This is a genomic window from Bacteroides sp. LFL-34, from assembly GCF_027257075.1.
Classification (GTDB): domain Bacteria; phylum Bacteroidota; class Bacteroidia; order Bacteroidales; family Bacteroidaceae; genus Bacteroides; species Bacteroides ovatus.
Window position 1 is genome coordinate 45,080 of record NZ_JAPQKZ010000009.1, and the last position, 20,880, is coordinate 65,959.

General features: G+C 39.1%; 12 protein-coding genes. All 12 read right to left on the reverse strand.

Translation table 11 applies throughout. The features are described 5' to 3' along the window. Positions 1-337 precede the first annotated feature (337 nt). The 12 genes from N5O98_RS07075 to N5O98_RS07130 all read right to left on the reverse strand — a co-directional run bounded on the left by N5O98_RS07075 (position 338) and on the right by N5O98_RS07130 (position 20,717). A complete protein-coding gene (locus N5O98_RS07075; RefSeq protein WP_004307221.1) occupies positions 338-1,750 on the reverse strand; it encodes a DUF5009 domain-containing protein in 1,413 nt (470 codons plus the stop codon). After that, complete coding sequence (locus tag N5O98_RS07080; protein WP_004308396.1) at positions 1,747-4,401, reverse strand: alpha amylase family protein; 2,655 nt, start codon at positions 4,399-4,401, stop codon at positions 1,747-1,749. Before N5O98_RS07080 ends, N5O98_RS07075 begins: the two co-directional genes overlap by 4 nt. Before the next feature lie 7 nt (positions 4,402-4,408). After that, the gene (locus N5O98_RS07085; RefSeq protein ID WP_004308395.1) at positions 4,409-5,842 is read right to left on the reverse strand and encodes a calcineurin-like phosphoesterase C-terminal domain-containing protein; all 1,434 of its coding nucleotides are present in this window, start codon (positions 5,840-5,842) and stop codon (positions 4,409-4,411) included. 22 nt (positions 5,843-5,864) lie between these two features. Next, positions 5,865-7,268 (reverse strand): alpha amylase family protein, encoded by a 1,404-nt coding sequence (locus N5O98_RS07090; RefSeq protein WP_004297568.1) that lies wholly within the window; start codon positions 7,266-7,268, stop codon positions 5,865-5,867. A 53-nt stretch (positions 7,269-7,321) separates the two neighbouring features. Further along, a complete protein-coding gene (locus N5O98_RS07095; protein WP_004307225.1) occupies positions 7,322-8,320 on the reverse strand; it encodes a phosphodiester glycosidase family protein in 999 nt (332 codons plus the stop codon). A gap of 94 nt (positions 8,321-8,414) precedes the next feature. Next, entirely contained in the window at positions 8,415-10,112 is a 1,698-nt protein-coding gene (locus N5O98_RS07100) for a DUF5018 domain-containing protein (protein ID WP_004308394.1), read from the reverse strand. Positions 10,113-10,130: 18 nt separating this feature from the next. Beyond that, complete coding sequence (locus N5O98_RS07105; protein WP_004308393.1) at positions 10,131-11,792, reverse strand: RagB/SusD family nutrient uptake outer membrane protein; 1,662 nt, start codon at positions 11,790-11,792, stop codon at positions 10,131-10,133. A gap of 18 nt (positions 11,793-11,810) precedes the next feature. Further along, complete coding sequence (locus N5O98_RS07110) at positions 11,811-15,035, reverse strand: SusC/RagA family TonB-linked outer membrane protein (RefSeq protein ID WP_004308392.1); 3,225 nt, start codon at positions 15,033-15,035, stop codon at positions 11,811-11,813. 52 nt (positions 15,036-15,087) lie between these two features. Continuing rightward, positions 15,088-16,251, reverse strand: coding sequence for an AGE family epimerase/isomerase (locus N5O98_RS07115; RefSeq protein WP_004307229.1), 1,164 nt, complete (start codon positions 16,249-16,251; stop codon positions 15,088-15,090). A gap of 40 nt (positions 16,252-16,291) precedes the next feature. Further along, entirely contained in the window at positions 16,292-17,695 is a 1,404-nt protein-coding gene (locus tag N5O98_RS07120) for a sugar porter family MFS transporter (protein WP_004319085.1), read from the reverse strand. Between the two features lie 5 nt (positions 17,696-17,700). After that, the gene (locus N5O98_RS07125; protein WP_004311470.1) at positions 17,701-18,798 is read right to left on the reverse strand and encodes a DUF4434 domain-containing protein; all 1,098 of its coding nucleotides are present in this window, start codon (positions 18,796-18,798) and stop codon (positions 17,701-17,703) included. 44 nt (positions 18,799-18,842) lie between these two features. After that, on the reverse strand, positions 18,843-20,717 hold the full coding sequence (locus N5O98_RS07130; protein ID WP_004307233.1) for an FAD-dependent oxidoreductase: 1,875 nt from the start codon (positions 20,715-20,717) through the stop codon (positions 18,843-18,845). Positions 20,718-20,880 lie beyond the last annotated feature (163 nt).

Here is a 20,880-nt window from a genome sequence, read left to right on the forward strand (position 1 = left end):
CAAATTCATCAAAGCACTTCTAATAAATCAATAAATCATGTTTTTACGAGCAGAATATGCTTCCTTTTAAATGTACGTGACGTTTCTTTAAAGCCAACCGTGTGTTTCTTTAAAACTAACCGTACGTTTCATTACAATCAACCGTGTATTTTTCACAAACAATACGGTAATTTATATGCAAATGCCGGTTCTTTTATTCGTAATTATGCATATAAATACCGTATTTTATTGTTTACTCGCTCTACTTTCTTTCATTCATAAAAAGTGGAAAATAGTAGAATCAAAGAAAAAACGACAGTATGTCAACTAATTTAATATAAAATAATCACATTGATATTTATGTTCTCCAAAACCACTTGATTTTTGTGAAGAACATAGTTACTAAAACAGCTAAAGAAGTAAGGATTGCTCCCTGAAGAAATCCCAACCAGGCATTTTGTTGAAAATAAGATAATAATGAAGCAATTCCAAGTATATTAGCCAATGGCATAATCAACAAATCGCCGACCACATAAGCTATCATCGGATTCTGACCGGACATCACCAAAAAACGAGTACTTTTCACACACCGGAAATAATCACAAACGATACTTAGAAATAAAAGAGCTAGAAAAGCCAGTCCGGAAGTGACAAAGAAATAACTAAAAGTAGTTGGATCTTTTTTAATACCATCCTGGAAAGGCTCAAAGCACAAACCCAGAAGAAGTAAATATGCCCCTGCGTTAAACAACTTTCTCCATAATAAAGCTATTCCATCCACTTTACGTGGAAATATACACTTACCAGCTAATAACAATAAAACAGTAAACACAAGGTTGACAACCAAATTACGAGTGTATAGACCGTAAAGATTGCTAATGATGATAACAACGGATAATATCATCAACATAATACTCATTTTACGATAAGGAGATGTAGCATAATCATCCGTCTCTTTTTGATATGCTTTCATCCACTCCGCTAAATACTCCCCGGCTATACTGCCGGGAATAACGATAAATAAGTATTTCAAATAATCAAACCGATACATCCACGGCAGAGGAGTATAATTAAATACACTCTGTGTCCACGAACCGTCAACCGTACTCCCTACTATCATAGCCATCAGCAATATCAGAATTCCTAAACGCATCCAACGATTATGCATTGTGAAAATGTAAAGGATAGAACCGAAAATAGCCATATTAGCCAACAGCAAAATGATAATGTTGCTGGAGAATAAACTGAATGTTTTCCCATCCGCATAAGAAGTGGTAGCCAACATAATGGCAGCGACAATGTAAGCTCCCACTTTTATTGAAATATGTACCCAATCCGGCATTTTCAAAGGAATGCGCATGAACATGGGAAATAGAACAGCAAAACAGAGTATAGCCAGCAGCCATGCTCTGATATCCTGCGGAGAACTTAACATATACGGATAAAAATGCTGGATGAAAATAGCAAAGAAAGTCAACTGAATCCCCCGTTTGACAGCTTCATAAACAAGTTTTAATTTTGAATCACCTTTTTCAGCACGCTTCCTTATGGAAAAAGGAAACGCGGCTCCCATAGCGAACAGGAAAAAAGGAAACACAAGATCTACCCAAGTAATACCGGGCAACAGAGGATTAAACACATGATCTGGCGGAGGCGTTTGAGCATGACTCATCCAACCGGGAAGAACATGCGTTACGATGGTAGCCGAAAGCACCATCGTAATAATTGCATATCCCCGTAAGGCATCTAAAGCTAAAGCTCTGTTGTTCATAAAGCTCCCCCCTCGCGCATTCCTTTTTCTACTTCTTTCCAAAGATTCTTTTGGATGATGTGTACTATATCGAATACCATTAGTCCATCCGATCGACGAAGGTTCATCTCTATTGTTTCGGATAATTTCCCCGGATTATCATAGAACTGATCCACCAAGATGCCGCCCATAAACTTGTTGTCTTTAAGAATCTGACGCAAGTGCTGACAGGAACCTTCTACACAGTACCATGTACCGGCTTGAGCCTGCGAATCAGTCTCGTTCCAGATGTTGCGGTTCGTTTTCTTGTATTCCTCTATCGTTATGTCTGTATAGTAATTTCCGGTTGCATACAAATCGATCAGTTCCGCGTATCCGTAATTTTTATATTCGGGAGTGGCCCAACTGAAGTCTTTAGCCGGATCATACTTTTTGCTGGCGAAATTAACTCCCACTTCATAGTAAGACGGATACCAAGCTCCGGTATATGTGCCGAAAGAAACTTTTGGATTGGCGGCTTTCACTTCCTTACGTGCCAATGCCATAAAATCAGTAATGTTTTTCGTTCTCCATTCCATCCATTTCTGGAAATACTTTCCCGGTTGTGTGATAAACTTTCCATCCGTATTCTTCTTCCAAACAAAAATATCTTCGGGGAACTTCGCCACTTTCTTACCTATATATGCTTCAAACTTTTCACGTGACAGCGGTGAGAAGTCGGCTGTTATACCATCATAACGTACACGATCGAGCATCAAACCGTCCAAATCAGAGTATTTGGTCACCACTTCTTTCAGTACATTTAGAATATGCGTACGATATTCCTCGTTCAAAGGATTGATCATAGCACCATATTTATGTTTTTCTTCCGTAATCGGAATAATACCTTTCTCGGGAGTATACACCATGGATGCCCATTCCGGATGTCCGCTGTATACCATTCCACGATCGAAATAATTATGCCCGGCACAGAATACATTTAATGAAGCATGAACCTCAAGACCCAATTCGTGCCCTTTTTTAATGAAGTATTGCAAATAATCAAAATTCCCGGCCTTTGCGCCTTTCCACTCTTTCATTTGTGGGGCAAACTGACTTTGATAAAGTACTTCTCCCGTAATGGGCCGTATATCCACTATTGCATGAGTGAAACCTACTGATTTGATTTTCTCCAAATAATAGTCAATCGAGTCTTTATGGCTGAAACGTTCGAAGTTAGCTTCGGCATCGAACCACATTAACGCAGGTTTCTTTTTGATTACAATCCGGAAAGGAGAAGCAGGAATAGCCGCATTATTGCATAATTCTCCCAACATATAATTCCGGAAACAATAACGTACCTCTATGGGGTCATTGATCGAATCATTCCAGACCTTTACAGTAGAAGAACCACTGATAATTTCCGCTTTGGCCGGTCGGAATATACCATCCGTCCCCACTATTTCAAATCCTTTCACGTTTTGATTTTCCGGTGTCAATCCTTCTTCACCATGTTCAAAGTCTATTTCTACTACGTTCCCTTTTACCCGGTGGAATTTGTATATAGGACCGGAATATTGAATACCTTTACGATGATACGTTTTTGCCAATGCCCAATAAGCCAGTCGTTCACCGACCTTTATCTTATAGGGCGAATGAATAAAGTTTTCACTCCCGGCATCACCTGTGGTCACCATTCCAACATTTGGAACAGCTGACATCAACTCCAACTGACACTGGCGGAACCAAGCCCAATCCAGTTTATCATTGCCTTCCGATTTCCATGGTGCAATCTGTACGTAATAAAATGGCATTTGGGGATTGTTGAAGAATGTTCTCCATTGAGAAACCATTGCAGGAAATAATCTCTTATATAATCCGGGATCGGGTGTGTTTGCTTCACCTTGATACCAAATCACTCCTTTAACAGGAAATCCTTTCCATGGATTCACCATTGCATTCCACAATAATGTAGGAGTCCCTGCCGTCCACCCGAACTCTCTCTGTATTACATCAGGCAATGCTATTTCCGGAAAGCCCGATAAAGTCTCTTTATTCATCCAAGCCTCTATTTTTGACATGCTCCAGGAACAATGTATCAGACCGACAGGAACATCCAAAGATTGCTGTAACTGATTGCCAAAGAAATAGGCAGTTGCACTGAAATCAGCAACATCTTCCGGAGAGGCTTCTTTCCATTCTCCGTCCACCCCAGCTTCCTGTGGAATGGTACTCCAGGCATTTTTTACAGTATAGAGACGCAGTGGACGTTTGGGATTAGCAGATACAATGTATGGCTGGGAACCAAACACAGGCTGTCCACGGAATCCTTTCACTGGCATTTCCATATTCGACTGTCCGGAACAGAACCAGACTTCTCCTATTAAAATATTCTGCAATGTGAGGTCCTCTCCATCCGAGAACGTAATACTATACGGACCTCCAGCTACCGGTGTTTGGAGAGAAAGTTTCCATTCACCTTTTGCATCAACATTCGTTTGGATTTTTTTATTATTCCATGAAGCGGTAGCCTGCACACGTTTTCCCGAAGTCGCTGTTCCGGAAAAAGTAACTTCCGATTGTTGCTGTAACACCATATTATCCCCCCAAATGGAAGTAAGGGTTACTTTCGCTTCTGTTTTCAGGAGAAAGGAGAAGCATATCAATAATATAAAATATTTGGCTTTCAACATATGATTCTTATTTGTTTTCGACAGCTTCAGTATACACATTGCCGAAGCGATCTGTTACTTTCACTTCTATTTTAGCATTTTTATTACGGGGAGTAGCATGAAATAGATGTTCGGTAAGAACTGGGGAAATCCATTCATATTTCACCTTTTCTTTGTCAGAACAGATTGCTTTGGCTGCAGGATCATATCCTTTGTAGCGTTGCATTTCTCCCATTCGCTTTCCGTTTTCATACCATTCCACTTTCCACTGTTCATCCCAGTTCCATACGTTAGCAATAATATCGGAAGGGTACTCGTCAGATGATCCGGCCTGATATACATGTAATTGATGCTCTTTCGGGTAGCCTGCACTTTTATATAGCCATTTCACTTGGTTCCCGTCTACTTCATATACCCCATATCCCCTCGGAGTACCATCCACATTAATATCTGCACGCCACCAAGTACCGCATACGGCAGCTGTGTTATGTTCCATTAATGAGTCATTAAAACATACGTTTACATTAAAATGTGTATGTCCGGAAATGATGTGGGCATTATAACCTTCCAATAATTTATATAGTGCAGCTGTATTGACCGTTTCATCTTGATCTAGCGTGTTATATCTTAGCTTCTTCTGAAGACTGGAAGGAATATGCATCACTACAAAGACAAGTTTGTCTTTGGGCACATAAGAGAGGTCTTTCTCCAGCCATTGGAAAGTACGTTCATCAATGTAACCTATATATTGATAATCACGGTTGACATAAAAGCAATTGTCAAGCACGATATAATGAGCATTACCTTTATTTAATGAATAGTAGATAGGACCGAAATAACTTTCGAAAGTGCGATAAGAATATTCAAAAGTACGCCCTCCATACGTCATGTCGTGATTACCAATTGCCCGATAGATGGGAATCTCTAATGATGATACCGTATCTATATAGGAAGGATATAAAGAAGGAGTATCTCCTACGATATCCCCACAATCTATGCCGAATACTTCTTTTTTGCCCATATACGGACGAATATATTCTTTCATATCTTGCAGATATTTAGCATAAGCCTTTACGTCATCTTCGGAAGTAACCTGCGCATCTGCCTGCACCAAAAACAAATGATTGATCTCATTTTGCGGATTTCTTACCAATTCGAAGTCGTAAATATCTTGCTTGGCCGGATTCAGCTTCTGATAGAATAAAGGTATTGTTTGTTCTGTTTTCGGTAAATATCCGGAAGGAGTGGATAAATAAATGAAACGCACATTCCTATTAGGGGGGAGAGTATATTGGCCTTGTTGGTCAGTCAACACACAGTCTATTCCGTCGGTCACTACTACCCCCGGGACTCCTGTCCCATTACAGGTTACTTTCCCGCGAATAGGGTTAGAAGGAATCTGGGCTTGTAAATTCAAGCCCAGACCTATTAATAAAAAGAATTGTAATAAATATATTTTCATAATTAGTTGGTTAGTTCAAACCTCATTCTTCGATAGATTCCAGATATTTATCAAAGCCTGTTTTAAAAGCGTTCCAATAGTCGTATTTCTTAACGTGGCAAAGGTCGAAGGCAAAGAAGCCGTCACTATTACTGATACAAGCATCAATAGCATCCGGAATTTTTGCAGATTGTCCTCCGTCAGTCCATCCGGTACTGTTACCGATATCTGGTCCGCCTGCAAAAGGTACATCTCCTTGTAACAGTTCACGTCCATTCTTACAAAAACCTTCCATGGTCCATTCGCCACTTCCATATATATTGTTCACGGAAGCATAAGCACCCAAAAAGATATAGTCCAAATGGTCCGCATATCCATAATTCTTATAATCGGAAGTAGCCCATTTCGGATAATAAGCGGAGGTGTTGTATTTAGGGCTGGCCCAGTTCACGCCTGATGTATAGTATGTTGAATACCAGGCACCAACATAAACTCCAAACTTGATATTGTTATTGACAGATTTAACTTTCTCGCGTGCCTTTACTATGAAATCATGAATAACTTTCGCTCTGAATTCCAACCACTTCTTAAAATAAACAGGCTGGTCAGAAGGTATTTCATCCGTACCGGGTGCCATAATATCTGCCGGGAAGTTTGCTACAGTTTCACCGATGTATTCTTCGAACTTCTGTTTGGAAATATCTGAAAAATCGCTTTCTAAGCCATAGTCATCATAACGACAACGATCCAATATGATGCCATCCAAATCATATTTAGCCAAGTCGGCCAACAACTGTAAAACAAAGTTTTGTACATCATCATTAGCGGGATTGAAAAATTTCGCTCCATAATCGGTTTCATCGTCCAACAAATCCATCGTATTGGTTAGCCCGTCAGCTAGATTAGCTACACTAGCCCATCCTTTTTTTGATTCATCACGGAACAAGACTCCATCATGTCCTAAATTATACGGACATAAATAGCCTCCTACAAATGTATTGATAGAAGCATTCACTTTTAATCCTTGTATACGAGCCTCCTCAATAAATGCCTGTAAATAATCCCAAGTTTCCGTCCTTTCATAATAACTATATCCGGAATTACCCCATACATCCATACGTTTCACCTGATCTACAACATTAGTATTGAATAATACATCTCCTGTAGTGGGACGTACATCGACAATAATATCAGTGAATCCTGCCGCTTTTATCTTTTCCATATCTTTGGCTATGTTTTCCTTACTATTGGCATAGTCAGGAAAATTAGCAGCCGCATCAATCCAAATATATCGTGGCTTAGCTTCTGCAACATCCGGCTCGTCCGGCTTTTCTGTCGAATTATCGTTCCACGGCCATCCGGGAATTCCATCAGAATCATCACTACAGGAGGTTATTGTAACTGCTCCCAAGAAAGTCAGTATTAGTATTTTTAGAAATTTTCTCATATCATACTTGTTTTATTAGGTATATACTGCCTGATATATCCGCAGTACATTTTTTATTTAAGAGTGACTACTGATGCTACGGATCTTTCGTCTCCGCTGGAGTCACTTGTCTTGATAGTCTCTTGCCCATTGACTAACATGCAACTGGAACCACCGCCATCCAAATTGATAGCATCCGTACATCCCAGTGTTTTCATGATATTAGCTACATTTTCGGTGGTCATACCGGCAACTCCCGTTGTCATTCCATCTCCTTCACACACAAAAAGAATCATTTTCTTATCATTGGTGATACCAATAGCCGAACGAGGTCTGTTCACCGTGGCGCCAATATCTGATAAAATTTCTTCTTCGTATGTATTCTTTATGTTTCCATCCAACAGAAGTACGGGGCCACCGCCTATTCCTGTTTTAGCATTTAAGACAGTTCCTGTAGACGGAAAATTTTCATTAGGAGTTGTTTCTGATTTTACCGGTGAGGGCTCCGAATACCAATAAGTAACATTGGATAGTGTTGTGTAAGTCCACATTGATTTGAATGAGCCATCGTTCATTTCACAGAATGCAGCTAATACAGGATACCAGAATGGACCGTTAGTCCAATCTTCTGCTGTTACATCATTGTTCTTACACACCATTTCACCGTTACGCCATATTAGGCTTAATGACCCCTCATAGAAGAAACCTCCATTGATTACAATTGTGGAGTTGTTCTCTTCATAAAATTCTTTTGGCTTTTTCAATCCAGTCTTTTCTCCTAATACACCAAATGCTGCCTTACTCATATCACCTACCGCAATATAAGCTATCGCTTTTTTGCCTTCCAGTGTTTCTGGTGATTTATATACGTTGATATGTTCAGGCAAGGTTCCATAAGTGCTTTTCACATTGGCCCAGCCTAAATTTACAATATCAGGATTGGCTTCAACAGGTTCAGTTGGAGTCTCCGGCTCCGCCCATGGCCAATCCGGGATATCAGTGTTATCATCACCACATGCTATGAAAAAAGGCAGTAATGATAATAACCATAACATTTTTTTCTTTGTTGACATATAGCTACTCCTTTAAATGATTTACAGATTTCTTTATCCCATATATGATGAATGGGTATTTTCTCATCATATATGAGATAAAGAGATCAATTAATTATTTGTCGATACAATCAAACTCATATCCTCCGATAACCTTACAGTTGTTATCCACGTAGTAAGCACGGAGCTTATATCCATCTGTTGTCGGAGCAAGCAATACATCACCTGTTGCAGCTACACCATCGGATGAATTGTATGAGGAAAGTGAAGGATTGAATGACAGAGCATCTGAAGTAGATATTGTACCAGTGAATGATCCGTCTGACGTTACATCATACATATATAAGCATGGAGTTCCACCCCATTGCGGGAAATGAGCTGTACATACCAATACAAGATATTGTGCATTATTAAAGCTTCTTGTATCCAGACAGTTGTTATTCATTGCCCAAGAATTACCATTGTCGGAGTCTTCCAGAGATTTACTTGCATTATTATTTGTTCCATTCACCCAATAAAGAATGTTAGAATCATAGTATGACAAAAAATAATCACTTTGAGCAGTAGTTCCTTTAGTCACAACTTTAGTGTTTGATGCGGGAGCTCCCCAATTACCTACACCATTCACTGTTACTACTTGAGGACTTCCCAATACACCGTCTGTTATAATCCAACGAACAAACTTATTGGAACCTGAACTGGCTGTTCCGTCACAAGTAGCAATAATAGAGGCATTAGTATTAATATCTCCTTGAACAGACACTTTCGTACCCATATCTAACCCTGTATTATTAGTATAAGTAGTCAATAAAGTTGGAGCAGTCGTAACAGAAGAAGTCTTATAGATTGAGAAAGACTTGCCATTAGTAGCCTTCGTTGCTAATAATATATTTCCCCTACTATCACTTGTCATACATCCTAAAGATGCAACACTCACACTACCCAAAGTTACATTACCAATCTTATTTCCCGTAGATGCATTGTAATATGCAGGAGTTGTGGTACCATCACCCAAGCAAACTACCAGATTATTTCCGGAAACAGCTAAAGAAGGTGCATTTGCTCCAGTCCAAGGTAAGCCGATAACTCCCATATCCAATTTAAATAATTCTGTCTCACTACCTTTTCTATATCCGTAAGGAATCTTATCCGGTACTGCTTTTTGAATAGTATAAGTTTGCTTTGTCACTCCATCGTGAGCAATCACTGTAAGCTCAACAGGTGAATTAAAATTAAGAGGCTCTGTTTTAGGATCCGGTGACATGGTCGCATGAGCCGACAGTGAATAATCTGCCAAGCAAGAAGATAAATCTTCCGCAGAGATTAAAGATACAGTTTTGTGGTCTTCATCAATAATACCTGTAATGTCTTCAGACGGTATTGAGAAACTTAATAACTGACACTTAGTAGACTTAACTCTTTCGCCTGTGATGCAGATTTGTTTCTTATATCCTTGAGCGTCTGTATAAGTGAAATAATTCTCTTTAGTCAGATCGAGAATTGAAAGAACCGGTTCAATAGTACAGTTTGGTGCCAACTTTGCCTGAATCCTCATCGCTTTCATATATTCTGAAGTTTCATTATCACTATTTTCCGGATAATACCATGGCATAGGAATTACATACTTATCTACAGAAGCATCTGCAATAGTATATACCACAGCCTCTTTATCCACGTATGGCCCAGAAGTAAAGAGTGCAGTCAAGCTCGTGATTCCCTGTCTGTCCGCAGTAGGAAGCACATATTCCGGATCCTGGCAAGAACTCGTGAGAGCCAAAATCCCTAATAATAGATATAATATATTCTTTTTCATAATGTTTTCATTTTAGATTTATTGCCATTCTGCATATTGAGTTACCGCACCGTTATTGTCCAACTCTGCCTGTGGCATTGGGAAACGATACATCTTAGTCGGGAAATTACGATCTTTATCATCACATTCTGTATAAATGTAAGTGAAAGACCCATTTGCATTTTTCTCTATTTTCATTCCATGAAGACGAATACCGGTAAATGCTGTCGCAGATAATTTCCAACGACGCATGTCCCAATAATAATGTCCTTCATAAGCAAGTTCTACTTTGCGTTCCTGACGGATGGCTTTCATTAAATCATCCCCACTTTTGTCTGTGTAAGACAATCCCACTCTGTTACGAATATCTTTTATGTCTTTATTTGCCTTATCCGTATAGCCATTCAGATGATAACATGCTTCTGCATGATTCAGTAATACCTCTGCGTAACGAATTTCTGTCCATGGCTGTGTACTGGCTTGTATGGAAGTAAAATTATGAGCTTCATCTACCAGTTTACGTAAATAATACCCGGTAGTAGAACGTCCTTCCGGTTTGGCATCTGTTTTCCATGCAGCCCAACCATCAGTACCGTTTACGAAAGATTCTATCGGTCTGCCTTTCCATGTTGCTCCATTATAAAGAATGGTAGCTTTAAAGCGTGGTTCTAGTTTATCATAAGGAGGAGTCGTTGTAGTACCTTCAGCAGTATGCCATGCACTCCAATCGGGGAAGCCACTACCATCTGCATATTCATACGATTCAACCATCTCTTGTGTCGGAGTACCGAATCCACCAGTCATGGAATTGCCATCCAGTGCTTTATCACCTCCAGGAACCATATATCCATCAAAGTCATGAGTCACAGTGGAACTCTTATCATAACAATATTGTAAAATGGCTTCTTTGCTTCCTGCTTTAAAAGCATTTGAATAGTCTTCTTTTGCTTCTAGCTCATAACCCATTCCCATCACCTTTTCAGCTGCGATGCGAGCGTCATCCCATCTTTCTGCATACAACATGGCTCTTGATAACATTGCATAAGCTGCTCCGCTAGTAAGACGTCCGTTAGGAGTTTTATCAACAGGCAAATGTTCACCGGCATATTTTAAGTCGTTATATACAAAGTTCCATCCGTCGGCTTCCGAACTAACCGGCATATCCTTTTTTATATTATCCAAATCTTCATCGTATATAATCACTTCTTTATAACGTTTCAATAAATCAGTATAGAGATACCCTCTGAAGAAACGCATTTCAGCTTCCAAGCGTTCTTCATCAGTCTGACCAAATGAAGCATATTTCTTTAATTTATTGATACCTTCATTGACACGACGCACATATTCGTACATTGTCGTCCAGTTGCCCAGGTAAGTACTAACATAATTCACTGTGAGAACAGAACCTCCATAAGCTATTTCACTAGGAATCTGACATTTGGACATATAATTATAGGAACCATATTTAAGCTGGTCTGTCAAAGCCTCTGTCATTCCCGCTAAACATTGTCCGTCCCGATAGACTCCTAAATAATCTATATAGCGATAGAAATCGTTGACTGCCTGTTCTGCATAATCGAGTTTACTCCATACAAGTTTATCTGATGCTCTGTCTGTTGGAGTCATGTCCAGATAATCACTACATGAGCCAAGCCCTAAAGAGGCTCCCAACAATATGATACTTAATACTTTTGTTTTCATAATAGAACTTTTAAAGGTTTAGAAAGTCAAAGTGATACCGCCCATAATGGTGCGTTGTTGAGGATAGTATCCGTTATTTACTCCCGGAGATTCAGGATCGATTCCATCAGGAAGACCGCAGAGCGTAAATAAATTAGAACCTTCTACATAAATTCTAAGATTCTGAATGCCGACAGGACTCATCCATCTCTTGGGGAATGTGTAACCCAATTGTGCGGATTTGAGACGAAGGTATCTACCGTTACGCAACCAGAAAGTGGAAGCTAATCCATTATCTCCTCCATGTCCTTGATTACCTAGCGTAAGACGTGGGAATGTTCCATTCGGATTTTCTACTGTATATGCATTCTGAACTAAATATAATGGTGAGTTGGCACCTTCTTTAAATGCCTGTGTCCATACAGTGTTGTCGTCATAACCATTATAATAAGTACCCGTCAATGATACGTCGAACAGTGCACCTCCAGTAAATTGTGCACTTAAATCGAATCCATTCCAGGCACAATTCAGGTTCAAACCGTAAGTTAATTCGGGACGATTGCCACGTCCAACACGTGTTCTGTCATCTTCGTCTATTTTACCATCACCATTTAAATCTCTGTATTTGATATCACCGACATTAGGACGAGTGCCATACCAGGCTGAATTGTCTATTTCTTCTTCCGAACGGAATAAGCCATCTGCAACCCACACAACAGAAGCATCAACACTACGTCCTGTGCGTTTTCTCCACTCTACTGTGTTCGGACTATCTGGATAACGGAGATAACGGTTTCTTGCAAATGTCAGATTGAAGCTTGCGCCATAGGAGAATGGCTTACCTGCCAAGTTTAATTTATTACGATGGCTCACCGTTACTTCAACGCCTTTGCTATCGACCTTATTATAGTTGGCATAAGTATAATAATATCCTCCCATAGATGGGGGGTAATCGCCTCCCATTGCTGTCAAAATATCATAGGTATAATTATAGAATGCGTCAAACTCCATTCCCAACAGACCATTCCACATCGTAAAGTCAAATCCTGCATTGTAGGTTAAGGTGTTCTCCCAAGTTAGAGTAGGATTGGCAATTACAGAGGCGCGTAATGCTTGCATTACTTTTCCATTCAGAATTGTTTGGTATGCATTTTTGTTACCATCCATCAAATTGTAAGTACTAAGGAAAGCATACGGACTCACTGCATCGTTTCCTAATAAACCGACAGATGCACGTATCTTCATATCATCCAGAAATGTCAGACTAGACATAAAATCTTCTTTAGATATTCTCCACGCTACTGACGCTGACGGGAAGAATGCCCAACGTTTCCCACTAACATTGCCGGCAAATTTGTAAGAACCATCATATCGACCTGTAAACTCTGCCAAATACTTATTGTCATAGTCATATTTCAAACGAAAAACATAACCAATACTACGGTTTGCATCACTGTATCCCGAGATTGGAGAGTCTGCCGGTTGTCCAAAGCTCAATTCTGGTAGTTCAGAGAAACTCATGTTCTTATTATAGCCGGAGAAACTGTTTTCTTTATAATCCCGGATTTCTGCTAATACCATTCCTTCTACATTATGTTTTCCGAAGGAGCTTGCATAGTTTATGCTTCCTTGGCCTACCATTTGATGAGAACTATACTGTCCTTCACCTAAATTTATTCCATTTGCTGTGCCGCGAGGATCGTCTGCTTTAGACCAAGTCCAATCTGCTGTCGAAGTCGGCATTTTATGTATATATGTGGAGTAAGGTGTATTCAAATTCTTATTATGAGAAGTTGTATAGTCATAAGCTCCGGTTACTTTCACGCTCAAGCCTTTAACCCAAGGTACATTATATTGTAAAGAGATGTTAGTTTGTAAATCAAAGCTATTGGTATGTTTGTATCCTGATTCATAAATGGCAGCCAATGGACTGTTGGGCAGACTTGTGTTATTCTGTGTGGTAGCAGAATAAAGTCCGTCATATGTTTCCGGCAAATATGGATGCATCATTATAGTCTGATGAGCTACTGACAACCAACCTTGTTCACCCAATTCGGAATTAGAATCCGTACCGCCTGAAGCATATCCCGGAGTTTCACGTTTACCGACATTTCCTGCAATACCTAAACTTAACTGGAAGTTCTTAGCCAGTTGAGTCTCAAGATTAGTTCTTAAATTGTATCTCTTGTAAGAGAAATTGTCAATGTTACCTTTTTGACCTAAATAACCCACAGAAGCAAAGTAACGCATCTTATCACTACCTCCCTGTATTGTTACATTGTGTTTCTGATTAATACCGGTTCCGAATACTTTATCAATATAGTTAACATTATCCCATCCGTCAGTAGGATCACCATTCAACATAGCTTCCACATTCGCCTTTGTAAAAACGGGATTATATTGACTAATGTTTGAAATGCTTCCATTAGCCATTTTATCCATCATGTCAGCCATATTATAATAATATGCAAATTGAGGTCCATTCATAAACTGCGGAAAGTTTGCATTCATAGATGCTCCTATTGAACCATTATAAGTGATTTTGGATTTTCCTTCCTGACCTTTTTTTGTAGTTATAATAATAACACCACCGGCTCCTTTTAATCCATAAACAGCTGCAGAAGCTCCATCTTTCAAAACAGATACACTTTCGATATCATTAGGGTCAATATCATTAATAGAACGAGGCATTCCGTCTACTATATAAGTAACATTATAAATAGAGCCACGAACTCGTAATGTAGCCTGATCGTCTCCGGGTTCACCAGATACTTGAACAGATGAAATACCTGGCAAACGTCCACCTAAAAGACTCGACACATTGGTTGCCGGTGCTTTCAGCAGTTCGTCGCCTTTCACCGCAGATACGGCTCCGGTTAAAGATTGCTTCTTGGCAGTACCATATCCTACCACAATCACTTCATCCAAAGCTGCCACATCATCTTTCATAACCACATTAATGGTCGTCTGACCTGCTACCTTTATTTCCTGATCTGACATTCCAACATATGAGAATGATAAAATGTCTTTTGCGGTGGCCTGAATGCTATATTTTCCATTTACATCTGTAATAGTGCCATTAGTAGTTCCTTTTACGACAACACTTACTCCTGGTAGCGGTTCTCCTATACCATCAGTAACAGTTCCTTTCACTAAACTCTGTGCATGACTACTGATAGCACATGCAAATAGCGCGCAGATTGAAAACATAAATATTTTCAATATACGAGAGTTCTTCTTGATTTTTGAGTTAAACTCTGTCATAGAATTAATTTTTAGATTATTAATATAGATTGGTTAACATATCCATTATTGTTTATAGCTGTTCCAATACTTTCCAGCATTGGTATAACCCTCTTGGTACATGGAAACATCCTTTCCATTTTCCTCCTTTGAGTGGTAGTAGCACTTCACCTCTCCGATTTAAGTATCCATACCATTCGGGATGCTCTTTATCTTTAAAATGGGTCCATGTATAATCGTGTACTTTTTCAAACCATTCCAGACATTGGTTATCTCCGGTCAATTGATAACTCTTCAGAAGAGATATGAGTGTTTCAATATGCACCCACCAGAGTTTCTGGTCCCATTCCAGTTGTTGGGGAGGACAACCGTTACGATCCATAAAATAGTAGATACCTCCATATTCTTTATCCCAACCATATTCAAGCATTGTAAGAGTGATATTCTTAGCCTTTTCGATTAATTCCGGACGGTTTAGGCGTTTCCCTAAATCCATTATAAACCACATGGCTTCAATCGCATGGCCAGGGGTAATCTGCCGTCCTTCAAAGCAATCTATCAGATTACCATTCACATCTACATTCTCAACAATGATACCACCAAGTTCGGGACGATAGAAGACAGACATAACTTCATGAATACAAGTATCCATCGCTTGTTCCAAATAGTCCTTGCCTAAAATATGCTCAATTTCCATAGCAAGATTGCATAGTATCATCGGCAGGGCAAAATTTTTTAGATTACGAGTGCCCGGATGAAGTTTATTCCATTTACCTTTCGGATTATCTACTTTGGAAAGGATAATGTCGAAGGTTTTCTTGGCTATGTCAGCATATTCCTGATTACCGGTTGCAAGGCTTAATTGCCCGAAAGCCATGGCAGCGAATGTATACGAAAAGATATTGTATGGTTCTACCAATGGTCTACCCGAACGGTCAAGTGAAAAGTACCAGTTATAGTCTCCATCATGTCCGTATCTTTTTAAAAAATCACCACCTTGAACGGCACAATCAAGCCATTCCTTACGTTTTTCTACCTTGTTGTAAAGCATGGAAAACATCCACACCTCGCGACCTTGCAGCCAGATAAATTTATCTGTATCGAAAACTTTTCCTTCACGATCCAGACAGGTGAAGTAGCCACCATACTCATGGTCTTGTGAGTTCTCAAGCCAGAAAGGAAGAACATTATCCAAGAGTTCATCCTTGTATTGATTTGCCAGTTTCTTAAAATCCATACATCTTTTATTATTAAGTTATTAAGGTCTTTTTGTTTTACTATTCCGAACGGGTCCAATATCTTTCAATCTCTTCCAGCGACTTCCCAGTAGTCTCCGGCACGAGTTTCCAGACAATCAGCATATACGGCACGCACATGAGGGCGAACAGGAAGAATGTTCCGGCGGGGGTAAGGTTCTGGAGCATCCAGGGGGTCAACTGTCCGATCAGGTACGTTCCGATCCACAGAGCGAATCCTGCTATCGACATGGCCAGTCCGCGAACCTTGGTGGGATACATCTCCGAGAGGAGCACGAACACCACGGCACAGATAGACACGGCACAGCAGAATACATAGAACAGGAAGAAAACGAGCAGGAAGAGGCTGGATACTCCCAGGGAATCTCCGAAGAGGAAGTACAGGCCGATGAGAATCAGAGAAACAACCATTCCCGAAACTCCGTAATAAACAAGTTTCTTGCGGCCTACCTTATCAATGATGACAAGAGCCAGAATGGTGGTCAAAGTATTGACTAGTCCTACCAGAACTTGGTAAAAAAGAGAATCTCCTCCTGAAAGTCCTGCGTTTTCAAAGATAGAAGGGCCATAATAAAGTACTGCGTTCACACCCATAAACTGTCCTAAAATCGCAATACACACACCGATAATAACAGCTTTGAAAATTCCAGGCTTCATCAATAAAGACCATTCCGATTTTGTTTCAGAGGTCAGCACAGATTTCGTTTCATTTAATTGACTTTTCGCTTCTGTAATTGAATTATATATTTTCTCTAATATATTTACAGCTTTCAATTCCTTTCCACGTACGATTAACCAGCGGGGACTTTCCGGAATAAAAAATATGATTATGAAGAATAAGATTGCCGGCAATGTTTCCATACCCAACATACCTCTCCATACTTCAGTTATAAATATTTTATTCAACCAATCCACACTTAATTGCGTACCACTCTCCGCCCATGCCAATAATTGATAGTTAACTAAATAAGCTCCCAAAAAACCAACTGTTACAGCCAACTGATACAATGACACCAAACGTCCTCTATACTGCGCTACAGCTAGTTCTGATATATAAAGAGGAGAAACAATGGACACAACCCCTATTCCTACTCCACCTATAATCCGATAAACTACCAATTGGGCAAAATCGGCTGATAGAGCACATCCTAGAGCTGATGTGGAAAACAACACAGCTGATATAACCATCGTAAGTTTTCTTCCTAACTTATCGCTTAAGATTCCAGCAAAAAGAACACCTACGATAGAGCCTACTAAAGCACATCCTACATACCATCCCTGTTGTAGTGCATCTAATTGAAAAAGTTGAGTCACTTGGGCAATTGTTCCCGATATAACCGCAGTATCATATCCGAACAAGAAGCCTCCCAATGCTGCCACAACAGATAGGAATATAAGATAACTAAAATTGATTGTAGACTTCATAACATTTATTTTATTTCAAAATATTCTTTATATCTGTCATATAAATGACCAGCTTGCAGATAGGCTGATTGCGGACTCATAAAATGAGAAAATTCAAAAGTAATAGCCTTATCATATCCGGCACGTTTGGCTGCTTCCAACTTCATCCGAAGTTTATCAAACTTAATGGGTAGAAAACGAATTGGCATATCACGGTCAAAAGATTCGGCATTTGTCCAACATTGCATACCATACTTATCTGCTAATTTTTTATTGACAGAAAAGAACGCATCCAATTCGTCATAATCAATATGCCCATCTTGAAATGCACATGCATCTACCACATCATGAATTCCATCAAAAATTTCATCCCATTCTTTTTCGTGTTGTTGTACAGAAACGGCATCTTCTCTCGTCATTTTTGTCGTTCCCATGATTGCTTTTTTGCCATCAATCCAAGGAGATATAAAAGTAGGCAATCCATTAGATATATCCTTACATTGTTTTCCTAATGCATGAAAAGCACCAATCGCCCCTTTCGTTGCCCGGCTTATTTCACCACTGATATACCATCCTCCAAAACTTTTATACTTGGAACCATAATTTTCCCAAACTTCATCAATTACATATTTGTTATCTTCCACTTCCCAGGTCATATCCCCTGTGTCCCAGTATTTACCCGAATCGTATAGTCCAAAATAGAATTTCATTCCATACTTTTCAGCTAAACGTAAAAACATATCCACCAAGTCAACGGAAGGCATATAACAACCTTTCTTCAATAAATAAGGAGAAGGAAAAGTGACAAACTTACGATAACCAGAACGGATCATTATTACTGTATCAATTCCTATATTTTTCATGTGCTGAAAATCCAAGTCCCATTCTTTCTCACCCCAGTTCTGATGTGGAATATCATGTGATATTTCATCCAAAAAAGTTCCGGTAATTTTTAAGCCATTGTTTTTAGGAACAATGAGTTTACTTTCCAAACCATCAGTTGCCACTACTGTACTGGCACTAGCTTTTGAAGTACAAGATTCAAACAAAGTTGGTACAGTCAAGGCTGACGCGCCAGCCAATGTGGCTTTTTTTAGAAAGCCTCTTCGATCTAATGTTTTCATATTAGTTTAATTAAAACAGCAGTTAACACTTATATTATTATTACCTATTGAATATATTGCCCTATAATATCTACTTTTTTATTATTGAAAGGATCTAATATCTGATCAATCAAAATTGCCATTTCACTTCTCAAAATATTTCGATTCATATCAAAATCTTTCAAATCAAATTTATCCCAGATCTCTTCTACCCTACCCTCTTTCATCTCAATACCTTCTTTTTCTGCAATCTCTCCTACTAGCTCTGTAGCTTTCTGAATTGATATGGTATTATTACCTTCGAATACTTGCTTATTGACAAAAGGATAAACATCACCCAATCCTTTCAACTCATTTGCCAATAATAATGTATCCGCTCTGAACCACATTTGATTTGACCAGTCAACACTTTTACCTATACCTTTTAATATACCTGTAGAGCCGATACGTTGTAGTGACTTAAACATTGGGTGATCTAACTCAACATCTAAATAAGGCAATAAATATCCTTTTCCATCCAAAATCGCATTTTGTACTTCCCGAACAGATACTTCTCTTATATTTTTACCTTCTTTCACCGCAAGAGCTGCTAATGCTCCCGCTGCCTGCCCGATCTGCATAACCATCGGCTGCAAACGAGTGGTACCATTAATTATATTAGAAACAGATATTGATTTTTCAGCAACAATCAATCCTTCAACATCTTTCGGAATCAAAGTTCCTAAAGGTAAACCGTATGACGGTATCGGATGAAAATAAAGATTAGGCAACTCTTCATATCCATGATAACGCGTATGATGATGGTCCACAGGATAATTCCCCACGGCAATACAAGTACGATAAAGAGGTTGAGACTGCCTGAACGGTTCACAAGCATGATTTAAATCAAAACGTACTAGCCCATGGATTCTCCTAGACTCTCTATGGTAAGGAATAAATGGTAATTTGTCGGCTGTAGGATATTCATCATCAGCTAAGCCCAATGTATTAAAACCTAATTCATGTTGCAGAAAATAAACGAAACACATCGTATAATGTTTTGCATATTTCAAGGCTTCTTCACGTTCCTCACGGGTCATTTCAATCAAGTTTACATAATAATCATTGCCTTCTATCGGCCAATTAATCATGTATTTATTATTAGGAAGTTTTCCATAAGTTATCATCATGTCTTTAGACCATACACGATCCGGTTCTTTAGGCATGATACAAACATGACTGGCACAAGCACAAGCAAATTCATCTTTATTATATCCTTCAGGACAAGGAATAGTCACATCTTTACCATAATCTTTCAAGATTGCTACGTATGTAATATCCTGAACTATATTATTTTTCTCTTCCGGAGCAATATCTTCTTTAGTATCATGACGGCTTTCCATACCGACATCATATTTCACCCCGCACATTTTTGCTATATCCCCCAATTCAGTACCATCAATCAATATTTTAGCATGTATTTTTTTAATTGTATTATCTTTCATCTGAATTTGAGCAATCCAAGCATCATTCTCTCTTTCCAGCTTTACCAAAGTAGCATTATGCCATACTTTTAAATTTTTCTCCGCGTCAACCATTTCATGGAAAATTTTATTTCCGACTGAAGGTTCAAACAACACTGCACTCACCCAACCGGTTTTTAGAGAATCAAGCCCTCCATAATAATCTGCCAAATGTCCGCGAAACTCACCAAACAAGCCTGCCGGTAAATCATAGTTTCCGTCAACAGCACTTACACCTGCAGATGTAAGCATTCCACCCAGCCATTCTGTTTCTTCTACTATCAATGTTGCAGCCCCCATTCGAGCAGACTGAATACCAGCAGTCACTCCACTAGCGCCTCCACCAATAATTAGCACATCAACAGAATCATCTGAATGAGAGCATGCCGTAAAACACAAAGCAAATAATAAACACAGACCTAAAAAATAGTTTCTCATACTAAATTCATTTAAGGATATAGAGTTTTATTAATAATATCACGGCACAAATATAGCTATATTTATTAAATAAACAATAGATAATAAAATATTTTATTAATAAAATCGTTATTCCTCGCATTATTAATTAATAGAAGGGGGAATTACCTCACAAATCGTCTTA

Bases quoted from the DNA above. Each gene is read 5' to 3' on its own strand.
- N5O98_RS07075 (WP_004307221.1), bottom strand. From the start codon at position 1,750: ATGAACAACAGAGCTTTAGCTTTAGATGCCTTACGGGGATATGCAATT.
- N5O98_RS07080 (WP_004308396.1), bottom strand. From the start codon at position 4,401: ATGTTGAAAGCCAAATATTTTATATTATTGATATGCTTCTCCTTTCTC.
- N5O98_RS07085 (WP_004308395.1), bottom strand. From the start codon at position 5,842: ATGAAAATATATTTATTACAATTCTTTTTATTAATAGGTCTGGGCTTG.
- N5O98_RS07090 (WP_004297568.1), bottom strand. From the start codon at position 7,268: ATGAGAAAATTTCTAAAAATACTAATACTGACTTTCTTGGGAGCAGTT.
- N5O98_RS07095 (WP_004307225.1), bottom strand. From the start codon at position 8,320: ATGTCAACAAAGAAAAAAATGTTATGGTTATTATCATTACTGCCTTTT.
- N5O98_RS07100 (WP_004308394.1), bottom strand. From the start codon at position 10,112: ATGAAAAAGAATATATTATATCTATTATTAGGGATTTTGGCTCTCACG.
- N5O98_RS07105 (WP_004308393.1), bottom strand. From the start codon at position 11,792: ATGAAAACAAAAGTATTAAGTATCATATTGTTGGGAGCCTCTTTAGGG.
- N5O98_RS07110 (WP_004308392.1), bottom strand. From the start codon at position 15,035: ATGACAGAGTTTAACTCAAAAATCAAGAAGAACTCTCGTATATTGAAA.
- N5O98_RS07115 (WP_004307229.1), bottom strand. From the start codon at position 16,251: ATGGATTTTAAGAAACTGGCAAATCAATACAAGGATGAACTCTTGGAT.
- N5O98_RS07120 (WP_004319085.1), bottom strand. From the start codon at position 17,695: ATGAAGTCTACAATCAATTTTAGTTATCTTATATTCCTATCTGTTGTG.
- N5O98_RS07125 (WP_004311470.1), bottom strand. From the start codon at position 18,798: ATGAAAACATTAGATCGAAGAGGCTTTCTAAAAAAAGCCACATTGGCT.
- N5O98_RS07130 (WP_004307233.1), bottom strand. From the start codon at position 20,717: ATGAGAAACTATTTTTTAGGTCTGTGTTTATTATTTGCTTTGTGTTTT.